The organism is Sphingobacterium sp. BS-2 (assembly GCF_046161205.1).
Classification (GTDB): domain Bacteria; phylum Bacteroidota; class Bacteroidia; order Sphingobacteriales; family Sphingobacteriaceae; genus Sphingobacterium; species Sphingobacterium mizutaii.
In genome coordinates this window covers 667,523-690,771 of record NZ_JBIXGO010000019.1, presented here as the reverse complement: position 1 = coordinate 690,771, position 23,249 = coordinate 667,523, and the positions used below count along the sequence as shown (strand labels likewise).

17 protein-coding genes are annotated in these 23,249 nt (G+C 40.6%); 6 read left to right on the top strand and 11 right to left on the bottom strand.

The annotated features are described in order from the left end of the window. Positions 1-53 precede the first annotated feature (53 nt). The 3 genes from hemB to ACK2WI_RS14835 all read left to right on the top strand — a co-directional run bounded on the left by hemB (position 54) and on the right by ACK2WI_RS14835 (position 3,253). Complete coding sequence (gene hemB / locus ACK2WI_RS14845) at positions 54-1,025, top strand: porphobilinogen synthase (RefSeq protein WP_093101539.1); 972 nt, start codon at positions 54-56, stop codon at positions 1,023-1,025. 69 nt (positions 1,026-1,094) lie between these two features. Then, positions 1,095-2,540 (top strand): asparagine--tRNA ligase, encoded by a 1,446-nt coding sequence (gene asnS, locus ACK2WI_RS14840; protein WP_409151487.1) that lies wholly within the window; start codon positions 1,095-1,097, stop codon positions 2,538-2,540. Between the two features lie 92 nt (positions 2,541-2,632). Next, the gene (locus tag ACK2WI_RS14835) at positions 2,633-3,253 is read left to right on the top strand and encodes an L-threonylcarbamoyladenylate synthase (protein WP_093101542.1); all 621 of its coding nucleotides are present in this window, start codon (positions 2,633-2,635) and stop codon (positions 3,251-3,253) included. Here the strand turns inward: ACK2WI_RS14835 and ACK2WI_RS14830 are convergent. The 8 genes from ACK2WI_RS14830 to tilS all read right to left on the bottom strand — a co-directional run bounded on the left by ACK2WI_RS14830 (position 3,248) and on the right by tilS (position 8,879). Continuing rightward, positions 3,248-3,688, bottom strand: coding sequence for an SRPBCC family protein (locus ACK2WI_RS14830; protein WP_409151486.1), 441 nt, complete (start codon positions 3,686-3,688; stop codon positions 3,248-3,250). The genes ACK2WI_RS14835 and ACK2WI_RS14830 overlap by 6 nt on opposite strands. Positions 3,689-3,732: 44 nt before the next feature. Then, a complete protein-coding gene (locus tag ACK2WI_RS14825) occupies positions 3,733-4,299 on the bottom strand; it encodes a Crp/Fnr family transcriptional regulator (protein WP_409151485.1) in 567 nt (188 codons plus the stop codon). Positions 4,300-4,304: 5 nt separating this feature from the next. Beyond that, on the bottom strand, positions 4,305-5,201 hold the full coding sequence (locus tag ACK2WI_RS14820) for an EamA family transporter (RefSeq protein ID WP_093101546.1): 897 nt from the start codon (positions 5,199-5,201) through the stop codon (positions 4,305-4,307). 24 nt (positions 5,202-5,225) lie between these two features. After that, positions 5,226-5,540: a DUF721 domain-containing protein gene (locus ACK2WI_RS14815; protein WP_093101548.1), complete on the bottom strand. Its 315-nt coding sequence runs from the start codon at positions 5,538-5,540 to the stop codon at positions 5,226-5,228. After that, positions 5,527-6,636: a DNA replication/repair protein RecF gene (gene recF, locus ACK2WI_RS14810; protein WP_409151484.1), complete on the bottom strand. Its 1,110-nt coding sequence runs from the start codon at positions 6,634-6,636 to the stop codon at positions 5,527-5,529. The genes ACK2WI_RS14815 and recF overlap by 14 nt, the downstream gene beginning before the upstream one ends. Before the next feature lie 37 nt (positions 6,637-6,673). Then, a complete protein-coding gene (locus ACK2WI_RS14805; RefSeq protein ID WP_093101551.1) occupies positions 6,674-6,976 on the bottom strand; it encodes a DUF4834 family protein in 303 nt (100 codons plus the stop codon). Positions 6,977-7,059: 83 nt separating this feature from the next. After that, positions 7,060-7,548, bottom strand: a complete 489-nt coding sequence (locus ACK2WI_RS14800; protein ID WP_093101552.1) for a hypothetical protein — start codon at positions 7,546-7,548, stop codon at positions 7,060-7,062. Between the two features lie 5 nt (positions 7,549-7,553). Further along, the gene (tilS, locus tag ACK2WI_RS14795; RefSeq protein WP_409151483.1) at positions 7,554-8,879 is read right to left on the bottom strand and encodes a tRNA lysidine(34) synthetase TilS; all 1,326 of its coding nucleotides are present in this window, start codon (positions 8,877-8,879) and stop codon (positions 7,554-7,556) included. 126 nt (positions 8,880-9,005) lie between these two features. Here tilS and ACK2WI_RS14790 point away from each other — a divergent pair, with 126 nt between their 5' ends. The 3 genes from ACK2WI_RS14790 (at position 9,006) to ACK2WI_RS14780 (ending at position 16,629) form a co-directional block, all read left to right on the top strand. Then, positions 9,006-11,438, top strand: a complete 2,433-nt coding sequence (locus tag ACK2WI_RS14790) for an OstA-like protein (RefSeq protein WP_409151482.1) — start codon at positions 9,006-9,008, stop codon at positions 11,436-11,438. A gap of 569 nt (positions 11,439-12,007) precedes the next feature. After that, a complete protein-coding gene (locus ACK2WI_RS14785; protein ID WP_409151481.1) occupies positions 12,008-15,169 on the top strand; it encodes a SusC/RagA family TonB-linked outer membrane protein in 3,162 nt (1,053 codons plus the stop codon). Between the two features lie 11 nt (positions 15,170-15,180). Further along, complete coding sequence (locus tag ACK2WI_RS14780) at positions 15,181-16,629, top strand: RagB/SusD family nutrient uptake outer membrane protein (RefSeq protein WP_409151480.1); 1,449 nt, start codon at positions 15,181-15,183, stop codon at positions 16,627-16,629. A gap of 79 nt (positions 16,630-16,708) precedes the next feature. On the opposite strand, the gene ACK2WI_RS14775 is transcribed toward ACK2WI_RS14780, so the two are convergent. The 3 genes from ACK2WI_RS14775 to ACK2WI_RS14765 are packed head-to-tail and all read right to left on the bottom strand — an operon-like array spanning position 16,709 to position 23,072. Next, the gene (locus tag ACK2WI_RS14775) at positions 16,709-17,956 is read right to left on the bottom strand and encodes an alkaline phosphatase family protein (protein ID WP_409151479.1); all 1,248 of its coding nucleotides are present in this window, start codon (positions 17,954-17,956) and stop codon (positions 16,709-16,711) included. An 18-nt stretch (positions 17,957-17,974) separates the two neighbouring features. Then, positions 17,975-19,774, bottom strand: a complete 1,800-nt coding sequence (locus tag ACK2WI_RS14770; RefSeq protein ID WP_409151478.1) for a RagB/SusD family nutrient uptake outer membrane protein — start codon at positions 19,772-19,774, stop codon at positions 17,975-17,977. 4 nt (positions 19,775-19,778) lie between these two features. After that, entirely contained in the window at positions 19,779-23,072 is a 3,294-nt protein-coding gene (locus ACK2WI_RS14765; protein WP_409151477.1) for a SusC/RagA family TonB-linked outer membrane protein, read from the bottom strand. Positions 23,073-23,249: the final 177 nt, after the last annotated feature.

Genomic DNA, 23,249 nt, shown 5'->3' with positions numbered 1-23,249 from the left:
ATATAGCGAAGGGGGAATTATCCCCCTTTGCTCTTACATAAAAAAACAAAAACATGTTACACCGTCCTAGAAGAAACAGAAAATCAGCAGTGATCCGCGATATGGTTCAAGAGAACCATTTGTTTGCTGCAAACTTGATTTTCCCATTGTTTATTGTAGATGGAGACAACCAAAAAGTTGAAGTATCCTCCATGCCTGGTATCTACCGTTACTCGATCGATAATTTATTGCGCGAGGTAGAAAGCTGTATGAATTTGGGCTTGAAGGCCTTTGATTTATTCCCAGCTGTGGAAGAGTCCCTAAAAGACAAATACGCAACAGAAAGCTATAGAAAAGGAACCCTGTACTTAAAAGCTATTGAGGCGGTTAAGAAAAACTTCCCTGAGGCTTGCGTTGTTACAGACGTAGCTATGGACCCTTATAGTTCTGATGGGCATGATGGGATCGTTGAAAATGGCGAAATCCTGAATGATGAAACCTTAGAGGTATTGGGTAAAATGGCATTGGCACATGCGGAATCAGGTGCTGATATCATCGCTCCATCGGATATGATGGATGGCAGAATTGGTTACCTACGTAATATATTGGACGAAAATGGATTCAGCAATGTTTCCTTGATGTCCTATACAGCGAAGTATGCATCGGCATACTATGGTCCATTCCGTGATGCATTAGGTTCAGCTCCTAAAAAAGGTGATAAAAAAACCTACCAGATGAACCCTGCAAACAGCAAAGAGGCTTTGATCGAAGCACAGTTGGATACCCAAGAGGGTGCTGATTTCTTGATGGTAAAGCCAGGATTGCCTTATTTGGACGTCATCAAGTTATTGAGCGATAATTTCGATCTACCTATTGCGGCATACAATGTGTCTGGGGAATATGCGATGTTGAAAGCAGCAATCGCAAACGGATGGTTGAGCGAGCAGGTGATCTTGGAAACCCTAATGAGTTTCAAGAGAGCTGGAGCGACATCGATCTTGACCTACCATGCAAAAGAAGTTATTGAAAAAGGCTGGGTAAAATAGACCATAAATCAATTATTTGGCTATTTTTGTAAGCCTATAAAGCGACCATTAAAATATTTTTTCTACAAAATGGAACATACACGAATTAAAGAATTATTAAAATCAGAGGATTTCGGAAGAGAAGTTATTGTTAAAGGATGGGTTCGTACCTTCCGTAACAATCAATTTATAGCTATCAATGACGGGTCTTCAATCAATAATATTCAAGCGGTCATTGATTTTGAAAACACTTCGGATGCAATCTTAAAAAGGATTACTACGGGTGCGGCTGTGCGTGTAAAAGGAAATTTGGTAGAATCGTTGGGTAAAGGACAGAAAGTAGAGATCAAAGCAACGGATGTATCGATCATCGGTGACTCGGATCCTGAAAAATTCCCTTTGCAACCTAAGAAGCATAGTTTGGAATTCCTTCGTGAGATTGCACATTTGCGATTCCGTACTGGTACTTTCAACGCGATCTTCAAAGTTCGTAATGCCTTGGCATTTGCTGTGAACAAGTTCTTCCAAGAACGCGATTTCGTATATATGCATACACCGATCATTACTGGATCAGATGCTGAAGGTGCTGGAGAAATGTTCCGTGTGACGACTTTGGACCTGGACAATATTCCACGTACTGAAAATGGTGAGGTAGATTTTAAAGAAGATTTCTTTGGTAAATCCACTAACCTAACGGTTTCCGGTCAGTTGGAAGGTGAGTTGGCAGCATTGGCATTTGGAAATATCTATACCTTCGGCCCTACCTTTAGAGCTGAAAATTCCAATACGACTCGTCACTTAGCTGAATTCTGGATGATCGAGCCTGAGATGGCATTCTATGAATTGGAAGACAATATGGATCTTGCTGAAGATCTATTGAAATATGTTATCCGTTATGCTTTGGAGCAATGTCCGGAAGAAATTGAATTCTTGAACAACCGTTTATTGGAAGAGGAGAAATCTAAACCACAGAACGAGCGTTCTGAATTGAACTTGATTGAGAAATTAAACTTCGTCATCAACAATGATTTTGAACGCGTGACTTACACGGAAGCGATCGATATCTTATTGAGAAGCAAGCCTAACCAGAAGAAACAATTCAAATACCTGATTGAAAGTTGGGGTGCCGACCTGCAGTCAGAGCATGAACGTTTCTTGGTTGAGAAGCATTTCAAAAAGCCTGTTATCCTGACTGATTACCCAAGGGAGATCAAATCTTTCTACATGAAACAGAATCCTATAGATGCTAACGGTAGACAAACTGTTCGCGCTATGGACATCCTGTTCCCGGGAATCGGTGAAATGGTTGGCGGTTCACAACGTGAAGAAAACTTGGAAAAACTGATCACCAGAATGGGTGAAGTTGGAATTCCTACGGAAGAGATGGAGTGGTTCTTGGATACGCGCCGTTTTGGTTCGGTTCCGCACTCTGGATTTGGAGTTGGATTTGAAAGGTTGGTATTATTTACCACTGGAATGACCAATATCCGTGATGTAATTCCTTTCCCAAGGACACCGAATAACGCAGAGTTTTAAAAACTAAATAATATTAAAAACCGTCAAAACAAACATTATTTTGACGGTTTTTGTTTATTCAGTAATATTGAAACAATTTAATAAACTAATCCATGTTACTAAAAATCTACAATGACAATCCGAATCCAAAGGCTATTGAAGAGGCTGTGGAGATATTAAGAAAGGGAGGCGTGATTATCTATCCAACAGATACGGTATATGGTATTGGTTGCGACATTACAAACCAGAAGGCCATAGAGCGCGTCTGTTCCATCCGCGGACTGAAACCGGACAAGGCTAACCTTTCCTTTATTTGCTACGACCTGACGGATATTTCACAATATACCAAACCCTTTGACACCACCGTGTTCAGGGTATTGAAAAAAGCATTGCCTGGTCCGTTTACTTTTATCTTCAATGCGAGTTCGCAAGTCCCAAAACTATTGAGCTCGAAGAAGAAAACGGTAGGTATCCGTGTTCCTGATAACAACATCGTGCGTGATATTGTCAAGGAATTAGGCAACCCTATCGTCACGACTTCCATCCATGACGATGATGAAATCATCGAATATTCTACTGATCCGGAATTGATCTATGAGAAATTTGAGGAAAAAGTAGATTTAGTGATCGACGGTGGATATGGCGACAATGTCCCTTCGACCGTAGTTGATGTGACCTCTGGTGACTTTGAAATCATCCGTGAAGGAAAAGGCGATCTAGAGCAATACCTATAGTCTAGATTCTACCCTCTCTTTGATTGCTGCATTGAACAGCTGAAAACCTTTCTTAGTATTGCCATGGATCATTTTCTTGAAGAATGGCACCAATATGCCCATGAATATTTCCCCTTGGATAAGCTGGGTTTGATTGTTTGAAATCCTATTCAGGATAAAATAATGCTCGCCATCAAATATTCCATTGATCAGCAACTTTCCTTTCCAACGCAGTTCTTGGTTGGCATCTATCTTTAAGAAGACCGGATTCATCTTCATGCTGGTGCCTCCAGGTTGGGTAAGCAAGACTTGGGTCTTCTTTCCTACTTGCGGGGTTCCATAAAATTCAGCGATACTTGGACTCCATTCTGGATAAGCTTGGAAGTCGGATAATACGGCCCATACAGCTTCTGCAGGTGCATTTATAATAATCTGTGATTCAATCTGTTCTTTCATACCTCAAAGTTAGGCTAGTGACAGAAAGATGCACTTGACATTTATCAAGAAGATAATTTATTGCGGATCCGGCTTAGGGTTTCTGGACTCATGCCCAATACCGAAGCAATGTATTGTAAGGGAACCTGATTGAAGAGCTGCTTATTCTGTTCAAAATACTTCTGATAGCGTTCTTCGGCAGATAGAGCTATGAAATCGAATACCCGATGTTCGATTTGCATGAAACATTTAGCAATGAATCGCTTTTCGATTACATTCCAATTGGGGATGGACTGTTGGATATCGAGGTAATCGGATTTATGAAGGGTCCATAACTTTGTTGGAGTCAATGCCTCAATGGACCAGTTGGATGGATTATCAAAAAAGAAAGAAGCTAAATCGGTGATGAAATACCCCTCTCCTCCTATCCATTGGGTTACTTCCTTGCTATCTGTCCATTTGAAAACCCGACATATTCCCTCTTCGATAAAACTCAGCTTTTTACAGGCTTTACCAGCTTCCAGAAACAATTCATTCTTGGAGAGCTCTTCTGGGACGAACCTGGAGATAATTAAATCTGCTTGCTCATCAGAGAGTTCGAACATCTGTAATAACTGTTGCTTGAATTTCATTTTCCTTATGCTTTAAGTTGAGTTTGACGTCTCCTTTCATAAATATAAGCAATATTAAAAATGACTACAGCAATAAAGATCATCCCAAAGGCAATGATTTGAGCAGTATTGATGGATTCCTTGTAATATAACACCGCAAGAAAGAAGCTGATAATGGGATTGAGGTACAATAAAATACCCACTACAGATGAGTCTAGCCCTTTGAGGGCATAGATGTTCAAAAATAGTGGAATAATGGTGTATCCAATGGCTATAATAAGGATGTAGGTATAAAACTCATCCGTCTTTGGAGCGGAATTGTCTACAACAGCGAGGATGGGCAATAGCAAAATGGTGCTCACCAAGATATGGATGGTGAGGGTAAAGAATTTATCGAGTTTGAATTTATTCTTTTGAAGGACGAGATAGCCAGCATAGGAAAGCGCGATAATAAAGCTATAGAAAAGGTCGATAAAATGCCCATAGGCTAATAAGATGCAACTCAGGATACTCAGACCAACGGCAAACCACTGCCCTTTGTTGAGTCGTTCTTTTAGGAAGATACTTGCCAATACGGTGGTCAGGATGGGGCAAATCAGGTAAGCTAGCGAGGTCGCATTGACACTGACTGCATTCATCACATAAATGAATAGGAACCAGTTCATCCCCAATAGGACTGCGCTTGCCAAAACATTGACAAGGAGTTGTTTTCTTTCTGTGGAACTGCTGGTTTTTAAGTATTGAATGCTAGCTAATGTCTGTTTTCTACGAAATATAAAACAGGCCAATAGGATGCAGACTGAGGCAAATAAAACGCGGTGTATTAATATATCGAGGGCTCCATAGTCACTGAGAGGCTTCAAGACCAAGGCAAAGGTTCCCCAGATAATAAAGCCTGTCAATGCTGACAGGTAATATTTCATATTATAGATAAAGAATAAAAAGCCTTAAAGAATAACAAACTCTTCGATGACCACCTTACCAACGTATTCATTGACACGTCCGATAATCTGTCTGCGCATCATGGCCAGTTCATTCTTGATGACCGCTGATTCTACGCGTACAAACAATTTCTTATCTCTAATATAGATTTGTTGGGTTCGGTTGGCAATTGCACTTCCAATAAGCTCAGGCCAGGCGGTAACAATTGAGGTTTCATCGAATTTACGTCTGAGACGATATACATCCAATAATTTCTCCACTGCTTGTTTGATGGTTACATCATCACTTCTCCTAAATGCATCATCATTATACTTCGCCATTGATCTGACCTCCTTGTATGTCAAAGATACGAATTGGCTTTCCTATTTCTTGAAATATTTTCCTAATTCTAGCTGAGTCGGTATCGGTCAGGAAGATCTGTCCAAATTCATCTTCAGACACCAATTGCATTAGTTTTTTAGTCCTTTGATCATCTAGCTTATCGAAGATATCGTCCAATAACAAAAGCGGCTTATATTGCTTCCTGTTCTTTAGAAAAGCATATTGAGCTAACTTAAGAGCGATCAAGAAAGATTTCTGCTGTCCTTGGGAGCCAAACTTCTTCAATGGCATCCCTTCATGTATGGTGAATTGCAGATCGTCTTTATGGATACCTACTGTCGTGCGTTCGAGCGCTCTATCCTTTTCAAGCTGTTTATTGAGTAAATCCAGGAAATCCTGTTCTTGGAGTTGGGATTCATAAACTAAGTCCACCTGTTCGACATCATCAGAAAGAAATTGGTAATAACGACGGAACTCCGGCAGGAACTCTTCCATGAACTTCTGTCTTCGGGAAAATATCCTTTCCCCCGCTTCCACAAGCTGAAGATTCAGAACTTCCAATAGCCCTTTGTCAAAGACTCCGGTCTCACGGATGTTCTTCAGGATGATATTCCGGTTCAAGAGAATCCTGTTGTAGGTAATCAGGATATCTAAGTATTGATTATCGGTTTGGGAGATTACATTGTCGACAAATTTCCGGCGCTCCTCACTCCCATCCATGATAATAAAGCTATCATTCGGAGAAATCATGACCAAAGGAAATTGCCCGATATGATCGGCTAAACGGCCGTATTCTTTTTTATTCTTCTTGAATTGCTTCTTCTGATTTCTTTTGATACTACATGAAACAGCATCCAAGACGGTTTCCTTATCAAATTGCCCTTGGACCATAAACCAATCTTCTCCCTTTTTGATATGCTGGGAGTCAATCGGATTAAAGTAGGATTTGCAAAGTGAAAGGTAATGGATGGCATCCAATAGATTGGTCTTACCGGAACCATTCTGCCCTGTAAAGGCATTAGTTTCTGGTAGAAAATCTAATGAAGATTCAGTATAGTTCTTAAAATTTAAAACGGATAGATGTTTTAGCCACATAGCAATGCAAAGATATGCTTTTTCGGTGGGCTATGCTTTATTTTACCTCTTCAAAGTCAATAAACTCACCTGCAGTTTCAGTACCTTTTCTGGAACTGTTTTCTTTTGGAGGAGTATATTCCACACGAACTTTCCCATCTGGGCGTTGCTGTTGCTTAAACTGCGAAAATGGATCGTTATAGTTCTGTTGATTAGGGCCTTGATTAGCATATTGTCCTTGAGCGCCATTCATGATTTTCTCTGCCACCTTCTTCATAAAGAAAGGCATCAGAAGACGCACACCAATTTTAAATAGGTAGTAAAATATAACTGCTGATATAAGGAAATATATAAATGTCATTTTTAAATGCTTTTCATCAAATTTAACAAATAATCGAAATGAAAGTTTAGGAGATTGTCAAGTAAATCTCAGTTAACATTTTTTTACTTTTCAGATTTAGCTTTTAAAACAGCCTGAAGAAGCTGAGCAGGGTGCTGTGAACCAATCACATAGACCAAACCATCATTATCGGTAAGCCATAAAGCCTCCTTCCCACCTGAATAGAACCTGATTTTTCCATTCTTGTGCAGGTTATAAACAGGGTTGTTAAAAAAGAAGGTTGAATATCTATCCTTTTCAATCTTTTTAATTGAATTGAGATCAATCTTAACCAAACTGGTTGTCCAAAGACCGCTTAAAATAATATGTGTTTTGGTAACTGTGGTCCGGTAACTGACCATATAGAGCATGATGATGGAAACGATCAAGATTCCCACACCTACAATAAAGAACAGCTGTTGAGAGACAACGTGTTCCCAATTAATATAATAGGCAACAAAGCAAAACAATGCTAAGATCAATCGCACGCTAATCCAAGTCCAATCCCTTCCTAGATATTGTTTTTCTTGAAATAAGATTTGTTCTTCTTCCATATTTGCTATTTGTATACTAAAGTAAGTACTTTCTTTGTATTTTCTGTCACTTTAAAGCGATTATCTAAGCGCATGCCAACTACCCAAATCAATTGCCCATCGGCATTGACCAAAATAGGGACTTCCTCTTTTTGGAAACGGTTCAGTTTTTTCTGGATGAAATAATCACTCAGCTTCTTAGACCCCTCCATTCCCAATGGTTTAAAGGTATCTCCAAGCTGCCAAGACCTCAGTAACAAGGGGAACTTGATTAGATCCGCATCTACTTGGACTTGGCTTTCCTCACGCACTATTTCCTTTCCCTGGGCTTCGAGGATATAAAAGTCCTTGCTTTTGTAGTTTACTTTTGCTGATAGGTTTTCGATAGTAATTTCAGATGGTCTTTCATCCATCTTCTGTCTGAGAATTAAGTCATCACGGTCCAATAAGAGCTCATGGCTAGCGGATTCAAAGATCTGCCCCATCCCCCTAACCAGAACGGTGATTAGGTCCTCAATTACATTTCTCTGGAAGTGGTAGGGTTTAAATAGTTCAAAAATCAGAAAGTGATCGCTGGCATAGTCTTGCAAGGCCACAACTTTGATCTTTATTTGTTTCCCTTCTTTTTGAAACAGCGAATTTCGGATACCTTCTACCTGATTCTGTATAAAGCGCTGGCTTTCCTCAAAGTGTTTAATATTCTGCTCTAGGATGGATTCAAAGTCGGGCTGGATCTCCTTAAACTTCGGAATGATTTCCAATCTTATTTTATTTCTGGCATATTTAGTCGAGAAGTTAGACTGGTCATCTCTATACGGCACCTTCAGTCTCTGCACCTCCTCCGCTACCTCATTGGCAGAAAGAAACAAGATGGGTCGAACTATTACCCCACGCTTAGCTTGAATCCCTAACAGCCCTTGAATACCGGTTGATCTAGTCAGATTAAACAACATGGTTTCCAAATGATCATTGGCATGTTGGGCAATGGCAATGTGTTGGCAGGCTTGTTCGGTTCGCAGTTCTTCAAACCATTCATATCGCATTTCACGGGCAGCCATTTGGATGGATACTTTATGCTGCGCTGCATAATCTTCCGTTTTAAATCGCTTTACAAACACTGGAAACCCTAATTCCTCAGCATATTCAACAACCAAGGCCTCATCTTTATCAGACTCATCAGCTCGGAGTTGGAAATTACAATGGGCGATGATGCAGTTAATCTCCAAATCATGAAACAATCTAGCCATCAACATGGAATCCTTTCCGCCACTCACGGCCAAGAGAACCTTATCTTCTTGGTCAAGGAGTTCCTTTTCACTGATAAACTGTTTTAATCTTTCTGAAACTGACATAGTCCAAAATTACAGATTATAAATAATCTTGTGTTAGAGGCATTAAAATTTATTGTTTAACAATTTTTTGCTAATTAATTCTATATTTTTGCGCTTGTGAGATACCTATTAGTACTATTAATAAGCATGATATGCCTGTCTACCTATGCACAGGACGAGTTTACACCCGTGAACGCAGGCACGGACAATGCACCTATGCGCTTGGTATCTTCATCCAGCAGTAGATTTATCAATCAGAAAATATTAAGAAGTTACAACGCTGTCTACGAGCATAAGGGTTCAACCTTAGCTGCAGATAGCGGAGACCTTTATAAGGATGACATTGGCAATGAGTTCTTTGAAGCCCATGGTAATATCGTCATTACCCAACCTTCGGGAACTGTAATCCAAGGTACGCATCTTCATTATGATGCTTCTTCTCAACATGCGGTGTTGACTAAAAACGTAAAGATGGTCGATGATCAGAGCACGCTGACCACAAACTATCTGACGTACAACTTAAGGAGCCAACAGGGAACTTATACCGGTGGCGGTAGAATCGTAGGCCAAGGCGACACAATAACTTCCCAAAGGGCTTATTATTTCGAAAACACCAAGGATGCTTATTTCAACAACAAAGTCGTTGTAAGAAATGAAAGCACTATCATATATACGGATTCCATGCAGTACAATACCATGTACAGGGATGCCTTTTTCTTTGGCCCTACTACCATTAATGGCAGAAAAGGGGAGAAACTTTACACGGAAAAAGGAACCTACAATACTGCTTTTGGGGTTGCAAAATTCAACAAGAACAATCTTTATACAGAAGGAAGCCGCTTTTTAAAAGGTGACAGTTTGTTCTATGATCGTAATACAGGCTTAGGTGAGGCTTTCCGAAATGTATTGTTTGTGGATACCTTAGATAAGTTCTATGCCAGTGGCGAATACGGAAAATACCTAGAAAGCGACCAGTCGATCCTGATGACCAATAAGCCTTTGATCAAATACGTGGTCAGGACAGATTCTACGGATAATTCCCAAGATTCAGTACAAGTTGATACTGTCAATCGGGAAAACCTATCCAGAAGAGAATTAAGAAGACTTGAAAAGGCTGAGGAAAAGGAACGCGAGAAATTAGAGGAAGCTGAAAAAGAAAAACAGGCAGAATTAAAGAATGCTGCTATAAAACCAGTTGAAACTGACAGTATAGCTCCTCCACCGGTTCGGCAGAACAGCAAAATAGATACCGCCTATATGACGGCGGACACCCTCTTTTCCAAAGTTATTTTTGTTAGAGACTATAGGCCTTTAGATCTTAAGCTCGATAGAAATGGTGGTCAGTTGGAGGACACAACTGAAGTGGATTATGGCGACATCGATCAAGTTGATCTTTTTGAAACCGGTGATTCTTCCGTAGTAGAAGAAGTAGGGGCCAAAGAATTGACGCAAGTCGGACCTGCTAGAAAAGAAGCCGCCACCCTAAAACCAACGGCAAAAAAAGCAGCAAGCAGGCCCGCGGCGAAACCAAAACCTGTGGATTCAGCAACCATCCAAGCTACGACCAAGGCTGATAGCGTATTGAGAAGGAATGCCGTAATGCCTACCGGACAGGAACAAGATAGTTTGATGCGGAAAGCCCTGCAATCTGCCCAAACTGCCGACACTTTACTGAAAGACTCCACTGAAATATATGCTGATACGGCGAGAACCCGGATCGTAAAAGCCTATTACAATGTGAGGGTATTCAAATCAGACCTACAAGCAGTAGCAGACTCTGTATACTATGGCATGGTGGATTCCATGTTCCGATTTATGGGTTCGCCGATGATCTGGTCTGAAGGGTCACAGATCAACGCAGACACCATCTATATGCAGATCAAGAACAACAAGATGGACAATGCCCTATTGAAGGACAATGCCTTTATGGTGAATGCAGTATTAGACACCCTGAAATTCAATCAACTGAAAGGTAGAAAAATCACAGCCTTCTTTGCCAATAATAATATTGACCGGCTATTCGTTGATGGGAATGCGGAAAACTTGGTCTTTAGCACCAATGACAAAACCAATACGATTACGGAGATGTTCCATGACCGAAGTAGCCGTATTAAGGTCAAGATGGAGGGCAAGAAAGTAATTGATTATGTATCCATCCGGAAAGTTGACCAAAAAGTCTATCCATTTAAATTGGTAACTCAAGAGATTGAAGTCCTACCTGGATTCCTCTGGAAGCCGGAGGACCGACCGAAATCAGTAGAGGATATGTTGAACCGCAAGAGGACCAAAGCGGCACCTATTTCCGATCAAAAGGGCAATCCAGAAGAAAATGGCAGTACTAAGGGACAAAGCACTACCGACCCGGAGGAAAAGGTTGAGGGAACTGAAACTATTGCTCCTGAGTCAAATCCGGACAAGAAACCTTTGCCTCCAACTAAGGAAACAAAACCTGCGGAAAAGCCTCAAAACAAACCGACAGCAGTACCCGATAGCACCTTGAAATCGAAGCCAGATAGCACCTTGAAAGTTATGCCAGATTCTACTTTAAAGTCAAAGCCTGACACTATTAAAACCAAATAATATAATTGAAAGAAGTTGCCAGTAGGCAGCTCTTTTTTTGCACGATTTTCTTTAGACATTTTATGCAGCTCCTGAAATATTAAAAGGCAAATTATCCAAAAACCTTCCCTCTTATCAGCAAACCCGTTGCAATATTTTTAACAATTCCAAAAAGCCAGCCCATTTATCAACCTCATTGTTACAATTGAGACCCTCTTTTATTAAATAATGGAAAATTGAGCTTTATTCTAAATATTTTTTTAGGAAACTATTGCATTAATTACAAAATTAATCTAGTCGATTTAATTTATTTCTTTAATTCATTAAAATTAACCCAAATACATATTTGATGGTAAATTTTAAAACACATCAATTTATATTATTAACATACATTGAGTCCTTTTAATTATTTATTAATAAAAACTGAAACTTTTCTAATTTTTGCTTTATTTTCTTGAATGCACACGTTTGTTTAGTTGGAATAAATAAACATCTTCATCCTGCGGAGAAAATTCTAGAGTTTCTTTGCAAACCAGTAAGTTATGGTCTACTTGGCATCATTTACTAACTAATATTAACTAAACAAACACATGAAACAAAGATTACTTAGCATGCTTGTGCTGTGCGTGCTGCTTATTGGCAGTTCCTATGCACAAAATCGGCAGGTTACCGGTAAGGTAACGTCTGCTTCAGATGGCGCTCCGATCTCTGGAGTGTCCGTTCGAGTTGTAGGGTCATCCGTGGCAACTCAAACCAGCGGGGATGGTACATATTCCATCGCAGTTCCCGACAACAACGGTTCCCTTTCCTTTACTTACATCGGATACCAAACGTTCCAAGTCGCCATTGGAAACAGAGCGGTAATCAATGTAGAATTGGGCTCAGATGACCAAACCTTGGATGAGGTCGTAGTAACTGGTTACTTGGTTCAATCAAGAAAAGACTTTACAGGATCTTCCGCTAAAGTAGGTGGTGAAACCGTAGCCAATAGACCTTTGCAAAGTTTTACACAAGGTCTTACCGGACAGGCTACCGGGGTGAACATCGTTCAGCCTTCAGGGGTATTGAATAACCCTCCAGTGGTACGTGTTCGCGGTTTAAGTTCACTTTCCTTAAACTCCTTCCCATTGGTCGTTGTGGATGGTATTCCCATTTCTACAGGTGATGTTTCTGAAAACTCTTCAGCAAACAACCCTTTAGGAGATATCAACCCAGAGGACATTGAATCCATTGACATCTTGAAAGATGCTGCTTCAACAGCTATTTACGGATCACGTGGTGCATCTGGTGTATTGATCATTACGACCAAAAAAGGTAAAACAGGAGCGGCTAAGGTTGCTTATGATGGTTGGTTTGGTACTTCCAAAGCGGTACGTCTTCCTGAAATCATGAACGCTGCACAATATATTGCCCATAAAAATGGTGCAATCGCAAATGCTAGGGAACTTAACCCTAAACTGCCTGTAGCATCTTTTCCAGTAGGCGGTGGTTTCTTCCCAACTTTAGACGAAAATGGCAATCCAATAGATACTCGCTGGTATGACTATGTATATAGAGATGGATTCTCGCACAACCACAACTTAAGTGTAAATGGTGGTACAGAAAAAACCAAATACTTCTTCTCAGGTAACCTATCTGATCAAGATGGTATTTTATTCAACAACACCTTCAAACGTAAGGGCGTAAGAGCCAACCTTGAACACAGACTTAATGACTGGATCAAATTAGGAACGAACTTAACATTCACCAATAGCGACAATAGATCGCCAAACTCGGGTTCTGTCGAAGGTGCTGCCTTCAACACTTCGGGCCTTGGCCGTATCGCCATGGTACAAGCTCCAAACGTTCCAGCCTTCCTTCCTAATGGTGATTACAACGTTTCAGGTAGTTCGATCGGAAAAGGAGCCAATGTATTAGCACCTAACTATCCTAACCCTCTACCTATTAGAGATTTGGATAAAAACTCTTCAGAAACTAGCCGCTTCTTTGCAAATGTGAGTGCTGAAGTGAAATTATTGGATGGACTAACCTTAAACAACAATTTCAACTGGGATTTAAGAAATACCACCAACCAGCAATTCTGGAACCCAATCAATGGTGATGGTTATAGCTTCAATGGATATGCTTACAACAACCAAGCAAAAAACAACAACTGGTTACTTTTCAACGCTTTGGTCTACAATAAAGCTTTTGGAAACCATAATCTTACCGTATTGGGAGGTCATGAGGCACAAAGTACTCGTACTGAGAACTGGGGTGCAGTTCGCTACGACCTAACTGATGGTTTCTTCGATCAATTCCAAGGTAACTACCTAACCAACGATGCTGGTGGCAATGGAATTGGCGAACTCAACCTTGATTCTTATTTTGCTTCATTGAACTATAACTATGCTAACAAGTACTTCTTCACGGCTAACTTCAGACGTGACGGTCTATCATCATTAGCACCAGGTAAAAAATGGGGTAACTTCGGTGGTGCATCCGTTGGATGGACTGTTTCTGAAGAAGAATTCTTTAAATCAAGTTCTTTAAGCAATGTATTCTCTAATTTCAGATTAAGAGGAAGCTGGGGCCGAGTAGGTAACAGTTCCCTTTCCAATCTTTATGGTTCTTTTGACACCTATGACCCAGCAATCTATGGAAGTGTGGGTGGTATGGTATTCTCGCAAACCGGAAATAAAGAACTGACTTGGGAAACTGCAGACCAAACAAACATTGGTTTAGACTTAGGATTTTGGAACAATAGAGTTTCCTTAGAAGCTAACTACTACAACAAAAACCACAATGGATTGATTCTAGCCGTTCCGCAAACACCTTCAAAGGGTATCCCGGGCAACAGCATCTTGATGAACATCGGTTCGATGTACAACAGAGGATTTGAGTTTGCCTTGAACGTGAGAGCAGTTGAAAAAGAGAATTTCAAATGGACAACTTCATTAAACATCTCCACCAATAAAAACGAGGTAACAGCTTTGGATAACCAAGGCAGACCATTGATTGCAACAACTTCAGGTCTTGAAACAACAAGTATCACCGAGGTTGGAAAATCAGCAGCACAGATCTATGCCGTGCCTACAGTTGGAATCAACCCTGAAAACGGTAGAAGAATCTTTGTCAATTTAAAAGGAGAGCAAGTACAATACTTACACAATGCGCCTGACACAGAAGGAAATTACAATTACACCTATATGAATGGCGAAAAAGCAAACTCTGTAGCAGGCCAAGCCGTGGCATCAGGTAATACCTTACCTACTTACTTCGGTGGTTTCAACAACAGTTTCCAATACAAAAGCTTTGATGCTACCCTTAACTTCACCTTCTCTGGCGGTAACTATATCTACAACGGTTCTAGAGCTGGTTTAAGAGACCAACGTATCTGGAATAACTCTGTAGACATGTTGAATGCTTGGACACCAACGAATAAAAACACGGATATTCCAAGAGCTATCTATGGAGACAATATTTCAAATGGTTCTGCATTCGCAATCGGATCGAACATTGAAAAAGGTGACTTCATCAGGTTACAGACCGCATCATTAGGATACCGTCTTCCAGGAAGCGTTTTTGGAAACTCTGGTATTTCAAGCTTAAGGATCTATGCAGCAGTAAACAACGCTTTCTTGATCACCAAATACACTGGTGTTGACCCTGAAATCTCTTCCAATGGTAATGGAAACCTAAACTCAGGGGTAGAGCGTAACTCTATGCCTAATGGACGTACATTCACTTTCGGTATTAATCTAGGCTTTTAATTAATTGTGTCATGAGAAGATTTAAAATCAAAAATAAATTAGCAGGGCTATTAGTTCTAACGCCACTGTTGTTCAGTACCGTCTCTTGTAAAAAGGACTTTTTGGAACTATCCCCTGAACTATCGATCCCTAGTGAATTCGTTTTCTCTAGCGCTGACCGTATCGAATCCCAAGTAGTAGGTATATATTCATCGATCAAGAACGGCCAATTTTATGGTGGCCGCTACTTAATCTATAACGATATCCGTTCGGAAGAATTTGTCAATGAAAGGACTAACAACGTTACGGGCTATTCAACTTACCAATTCTCCAATGATGAAACAGATAGTTATGTTTCTGACTTTTGGGTAAGAGGTTATTTAACCATTAACCGCATCAATATCTTTTTGACTGATATCGAGCCTGTCGGCACCGATATCCTAGAAGCCAATAAGAAAACCCAATTGATTGCAGAAGTTAAGTTTATCCGTGCGCTGACTTATTATTCCTTGGTGCAGTTATTTGCTAAGCCTTATGCAGCGGATAACGGTGCTTCTAGAGGAATTCCTCTGCGTTTATTGGCAGAAAGAAACTCGGAAAACAACGATTTAACAGCAAGCCCTGTCAAAGACATCTATGCCCAAATCCTAAAAGATTTGAATGAAGCGGAAGCAGCAGTACCTGCTACCTATGCTTCTCAAGATGATCAGAGCACACGTGCGCATAAAAACACGATCATTGCATTCAAAACCCGTGTCTTATTAGCCATGAAAGATTATGCAAAGGTTATTACAGAAGCTAATAAAATCGTAAGTGCTACAGAGCCATTCAGGGCTAGCTCAGGGGTTCCGCATCAATTGGCTCCTGCCATTACCGATGTATTCTCGAATTTCAAAATCAACGAACGTATCTTAAGTTTCCCTTTTGAAGCCAATAATGCCCCTGGTACGCAAAACCAATTGGGTTATTATTACAATGAAGGAAATATTGAGTATTCATTAGCAGAAGGAGGTATCTTTTCGAATCCAGCTTGGCCAACAACCGATGCCCGCAAGAAAGATTTAACAGGAAAATCATCCAAAGGTGGTTTGAATATCTTAACAAAGTTCTCGGCTGCTTCTCCATATTTGGATTGGATTCCGGTAATCAGATATTCGGAGGTTCTTTTGAACTTGGCAGAAGCTGAAGCAGAAGCTGGTTCCCAAACTAGAGCCTTGGCTTTATTGAAAGCGGTTCGCAATCGTTCCGATGCGGCTTACACCTTCCCTACTTTTGCAAATAAAGCGGCTTTGGTAGATGCTATCTTATTAGAACGTAGAATTGAGTTCTTAGGCGAAGGTCTTCGTGTTCCGGACTTACAACGCAGGAATATGCCGATCAATTCTGTAGGTGCAGGCCGTTTGATACAGCCTACGGATGAGCGTTATATATTCCCAATTCCACTAGGTGAAACAATCACGAACCCTGGGGTAAGTAAATAATAAATATTAAGTTAATTGTAATGAAGAAGAGGCTGCGTCATGCAGCCTCTTTCTTATTTTTAATAAATCCTATAGTTTATTATCTCACGATCCAACGGTTCAAAGTATTGTCTTTACCTTCAAATACCACCTTTAGCATTTTGCTGTCTTTCAATTCCTTTGGCAGTTTGACTTTCACTGCCCCTGAGCTTTGCTCATAATCCCCTAAATCAATATACTTATCATTTCCCTTTACGCCTTGCTGTTTGAAGTTATTCGTTCCTGACACCAAAATCTTCACTTTATCATTTCTTTGCAGACTGGTCCAGCTCAGAACCAAACTATCATCTTTCAGCATAGCCTTTGGATGCGCAATAGAAACTTCACCAACAAACGGCACGCCATCTAATTCATATTGCTGCTCTTTTGAAATGTTTACCCCTAAATGTCTAGCCATCGAAGGTAAAATATCGACGATCTCAGGAGTATGCGCATAAAAATGCTTGTTCAAGCCCTTCTTGTTGGTTGCAATCCATATTCCTCTCTCCCGGTCAGTCTGCCCACCGTGGCTTTCACCCGTTGCTACATCCCTACCATGATCGGTGATCACGACAAACATCCAATCTTCATTAAAATACTGCTCCCTATATTGCACGGCAGCAAATAAATCGCCAACCTGACGGTCCGCAATCTGTACTGCCTTTTCCATTTCAGGACTATCCCCAAAGTGGTGTCCAATATCATCAGTATACTGAAGATAGACCCAACTGAAATCAGGTGCATCTTTTCTGATGCTCTGACTAGCTTCCTTCACCACCTCCTCATCAATATTATTAATATACTTTGACTGTTTATCATGCGGAAAACGTGCTGTATCCAATTCATATCCATCATAATGGTAATCAAACTTCAATTGTTCGGTCTGTGGCAAGCCCTCTCCGATCAATTTTGTCCTATTATCTAACCAAGTAGAATAAATCCCGATCTTCCTGTCTTTTTGATCATGCTTCAGAAACCTGAACAAAGTCCAATAGTTATAGTTTGGATCTTCCAAGCTATTATCCCAAACATTGTGCTTGTTTCCCCAAGTTCCAGTGATCATACTGGTATAACAAACCGCAGAAATGGTTGGAGTCTGGGAATATCCCGCCTTTTCTCCACCCATGGTCGCACGGGTATAACCTCCAATTTGACTTACTGCATCAATAAAAGGCGTGCTAACCTTTTCCTTCACATCAGCAGGAATACCATCTACGATGATAACGATTGCTTTTTTAGTTTTCGGAGCTTGCCCAAAAAGTAAGCTGAAACTACATAGGCAAGCAAGGATTAAACTGATTTTTTTCATAGTGTTTAATTTATTCAATTACCATCCAAAGATTTGTTCAAGACTCGGATTGATATCCCTATCGTTTTTAGGAATTGGTCTATAGTAATATTTAGGATCTTCAAAAGTACCGACTTTATCGACCACATCAATATATCCAGAATTTCCTTCACTTAAAAACACAGATACATCTTGCCCAATTCTTCCGACCTTATAATATCTTAAGGTCACGCCTAAACTGTTCTTTTCTCTTACCTCCGGCAAGGACTCATTGCTCGGGATCAATTTGATGTCAGCAATACCGTCACCCGTAACGTCATGATTTCCCAAACCTTTGAAATAGATCCCCTGTGGTTTTCTTTCCAATAGTTTACCTGCTTTCCAACGCATTAAATCATTAAAACGGAATCCTTCAAAAGCCAATTCCACCCTACGCTCTCTCCTGATTTCCAGGATCAAACTTTGGTTAGGTCCAGCCGTCTCTTTGAAATCATTGGCCATTTTAGGATCCAATACTGGGTTCAGGGTCATATCCGGCATACCTGCTCTTTTACGCAATAGGTTTACAGATTTATCTAAATCTCCTTGATTGTTCAAGATCCCCAATTCGGCCTTAGCCTCTGCAAAGGTCAACAAAACTTCCGCATAGCGGTAAAGTGGGATATCTACATTGTATCTCTCTTCTTGAACACTGGTATTTAAGAAACCTTTGATCTGGTGGTAACCTGAAAAGTTCTTGCTCAATTGCTGTACATATAAACCTGGTCCCTGTGAATAGGTACTCACATATACTAGATTCCAACCTGGTGCAGCATAGGTTTGGGCCAACCTAGGATCTCTATCCTTAAACTCTTCCACAAAGGAAAACTTTTCATAACCGGGCTTGTTGGTATAGATCGAACCATCCTTCATCAGATAACTCTGTACCACATCCCGAAGTGGATAATATTCATAATTTCCAAACATCCCAGGCCAATCCGAACGATTGATGACGTTGTTGGCATAAAATCTACCAAGGATAACCTCACTATTGTTTTCCAGATTGGCGTTATTGTACAATGAAGCATAATCCGATTCTACCTTGCCGGTATTGTGGATAGCATAACCCCCATTGTTCATGATGCTTTCAGCAGTCTGATAGGCAATAGTCAAGAAATTAGCGGCAGTCTTATCCAAACCTAGGTATTTATGGTATTTCCTGTAAGTACCTTCAAACAGGGCAAAGCGGCTATATTCCTGGCCAATTACCCATTTGTTTACTTTTCCTGGAATCTTGGTCGTTTCAACATTCTCAAAAGCGAACTTAAAGTCTTCCATTATTTTTCCAACCACCAGTTCCCTTGGATCTCTTTTGCCAAATAAAACAGCCTCATCTTCAACTTTAACCACCTTATCTATCCAAGGAACATCCGAAAAGCGCTGAACTTTACTCACATAGAACCTAGCCCTGAAATATCGAGCTAAACCTTCATAATGCTTCAGTTTTGCTTCAGAGATGTTTGCTTTCGATAGGTTTTCCAACATAAAGTTGATATCCCGTAGCTTCTGCCAGTTCCAACCTTCTGTAATGTTGGATTCAGAAGCTGTACCCAACAAGATGTTTTTGATTTCCTTATTTCCGGTGGTACTTGCGTTATCTGTTGTCGCGTCTTGTTCGTAAAAACCATTGTCCAAGAAATCGTAAAGGTTCAAGGCATACATGTCCAGATCGGATTCGGTCTTGAAGAAGTTCTCCTTTTGAACCATCGTTTCAGGCAATTGATCGAGGTAACTGTCATTACACCCTGCAAACGTTAGCAAGGAGGCAGTCAATAAACTTAATTTGATATATCGTTTCATTATTTTAAAAAGTTAATTGTAGACCAGCAGAGAAACTGCGTTGGAATGGATACATCGCTCCATTACCCTCTCTCTTTCTTGCTACGGTTGGATCTGTATAGGTGTTAATGTTCAAGACCTCAGGATCAAAATATCGCTTCACGGCAGACCATTCCATCAGGTTTTCTGCACTCACATAGACTCTAAGGTTCTTAACTCTGGCTTTCTGTAATAAATGACTTGGGATGGTATAACCTATGGTTAGGTTCTTGAATCGCAAATAAGCCGCATTCAATAAATACCTGGTCTGAGGAATGGCAGCACCTTGGGCCTCATCCACACGAGTTCCTAAGTTCAAATCCGCTAACCAAGATTGCAGTACTGGATATTTGGCATCCAAATTCTGATCGGCCAAGCCCAAGGCTAAATAAGCAGCAGAATGTTTAGCACGGTCAGCATCTGAATCATTGTTAGGACGATAGAAATCCAGAAGGTGGGAATAGATATTACCATAAGGTTGTTGGTAAACACCCCAGTATAGGTAATCCAGTGGATAATAATCTCGCTTGCCAATCCCTTGTAAAAACGCGCGCACATCAAAACCTTTCCAGCTAGCATTCAAGTTCAGACCAAAATTGTAACGCGGAGTAGAATTGCCAATAATTTTCAAGTCCTTGGTATCGCCCAAGACATATCCTTTTTCAATTTTACCATTCCCGTCTTGATCTACAAATTTCGGCCATCCCGGTACAATGGATAAGGCTCCCCATGGAATGATCGAGGTTTGATCAAGCTTATTGATCTCTTCTTGGTTTTTAAAGAAACCATCACTTTCCAATCCCCAGATCTCGCCCAGTTCCATACCCTTATAGAATTGGGTAATCCTATTGTTCGGGTTATCAAATTTGGTAATCTTAGCGCGGGAGTCCGAAAGCACAAAAGTAGCCCCAAAGTTCAGGATCGATCCTGAAACATCTTTGGAATCATTATATGACAAGGTCAATTCCCATCCGTTGGTTGCCAGGTCAGCAGCATTTTCATTCGGTTCCTTTACTCCCAAGACTTTAGGAAGTTCCTTTCCAAAGGTCAACATACCGATTGTATTTCTACGGTAGATATCGAATGAACCATTAAACTTATTCTGCATAAAGCCAAAGTCCAAACCTAAGTTGTAGGTTTTCACTTTTTCCCAAGTATAATGGTTAGATACCAAGCCTGGAGCTTTAATCGATGGATTCACTTTACCTCCAATTAAATATGGAGATTCATAAGGTTCCATGGTCGGGATATAACCAAAGTTTGACACCGCTTGGTTACCTAATTCACCATAAGAACCCCTAACTTTCAATTGGCTTAACCAGTTGACATCCGACAGGAAGTTTTCCTTGTTGATCAACCAAGCCACTGAACCCGATGGAAAAAAACCAAATCGGCTAGCCTTTGGAAATCTGGATGAACCATCATAACGGCCATTCAATTCGATGATATACTTATCATCATAGATATAGTTCAAGCGATAGAATGCTCCGCGCAAGGCATACTTGTCGATCCCCTCGCCTACTTGAGCAGTACCGGTCGCCAATGCCACGGTTGGGAATAGATCAGAGATCAAACCTTGCCGCTCAGCAACAATGTTTTCCAATCGATAATCCTCTTGGTTGAAACCTAGGACCGCTGTTACCTGATGCTTATCAAAGGTCTGGCTATAGGTCCCAAAAATATTATAGACATTATAGTAAGAAAATCCCGCTTCACGATAGGCTGAAGAAATCCCTTCCTCACGGATATCTCCTGGACCATATCCAATCTTATATCTGGTCGTATACCTGTTTAAGTTCCTTGAATTTCTTTGGAAGGTATAGTCTGCATTGATCTTAAACTTGTTTTCAAACAATCTTAATTCAGCATTGAAGGTAGACTGCAGATCATTACGTTTTGTCCTCATCTGTCCCCCGTCGACCATTTTAGCCGCAATTCGGCCTGCACCAGTATTACGTTGTTCATCGGAATATGCCCAACTTCCATCAGGATTTTTCAAGGTACTGGTTGGAAACACATGGTAAATTTCCGCCATAGAACTTGGGGAATCATACAGGGATGGATTTACCCTTTCGTTCAAACCAATTACGGTATTATTACCTACTGAAAGGTAATCGTTCAGCTTATAATTCACCTTGGACCTGATACTGTATCGATCAAAATAGTCCTCCGCGATTTTGATCGGAGAATTTTGACGATTATATCCGGTACTGATATAGTAATTGACTTTATCACTCGATCCAGAAATCGATAAATCATGGTTATGGGTATTGTTCCAGTCGGAAAGAAAATAACGGGTCCAATCCCTATTACCCATATACTCCCATTGTTTTGGATTACTTGGATCGATCCTTACATCAGCGATGCTTGGGTTATCCGATCTTTCCTTCGCATATTGATAGTATTGCTCAGAGAAGTTCACGTTATCCCAAGGTGTATTATCCGTGGAAGTTTCCAATAAACGGGAGAACACATAAGGGTCGGTAATCTTATCTGGGATTACCGTTGGGGTATTCCATGTAAAGTTATTGCTGTAATTGATTTTAAGGGCACCTTTACCGGATTTGGAGGTAATCAGGATTACCCCGAAGGAGGCTCTTGCCCCGTAAATAGCAGCGGCAGACGCATCTTTGATCACCGACATGGATTCGATATCCTGTGGGGAGATCCTGTTCAATTCTGCGGAACTGATAGGCACGTTATCGAGTAAGATCAAAGGATCACCGCCATTGATCGAAGTGATACCACGAATATTGATCTTGGCGGCTTCACCTGGAGCACCAGAGTTGAACTGCACATTCAAGTTAGGCACTAAACCCTGCAAACCTTGGGACACATTGGCAATGGGGCGGCTCTCGAGTTCCTTACCACTGACATAATCTACGGCCCCTGAAAGGTTGACTTTTTTCTGGGAACCATAACCAATGACTACCAGCTCCTCCAGATTGGATGAATTGGAATTCAAGGTAAAACTAGTCTGTTCATCGATGACAAAGATTTTGCTGTCATAGCCGATCGAACTGATCTGGATAGACTCTCCTTTGGAAACCCTTAAACTGAATTGACCATTTTCATCCGTTTGGGTAGAAATTCCTGCGTTTAAATTCTTAACAGTGGCACCTTGGATAGGGCGAGCAGATTCATCCATGACTTTGCCCGTAAAGACCTGTTGGTCCTGGACAATGGATAAAACCTCAGCCATACTATGGGAGCTTGGGATTTGAAATCCTGCAAGCAAAAAAGCCGCTAAATACAGCTTTGGAGCTTTAATTAATCTCATTGAAATGTGGGTTAATATTTGGCGTAAAAGTACCCCCGTACATTTAAGGAAACATTAACACAACAAAAAGATTAAGTAACTAAATAATGAGAAAATTGTTAACTATTACTTATTAGTTAATTGAATTCGTTAACAAAACGATATTTATCCAGCAAAAAGGAGATATTATGCAAGTTT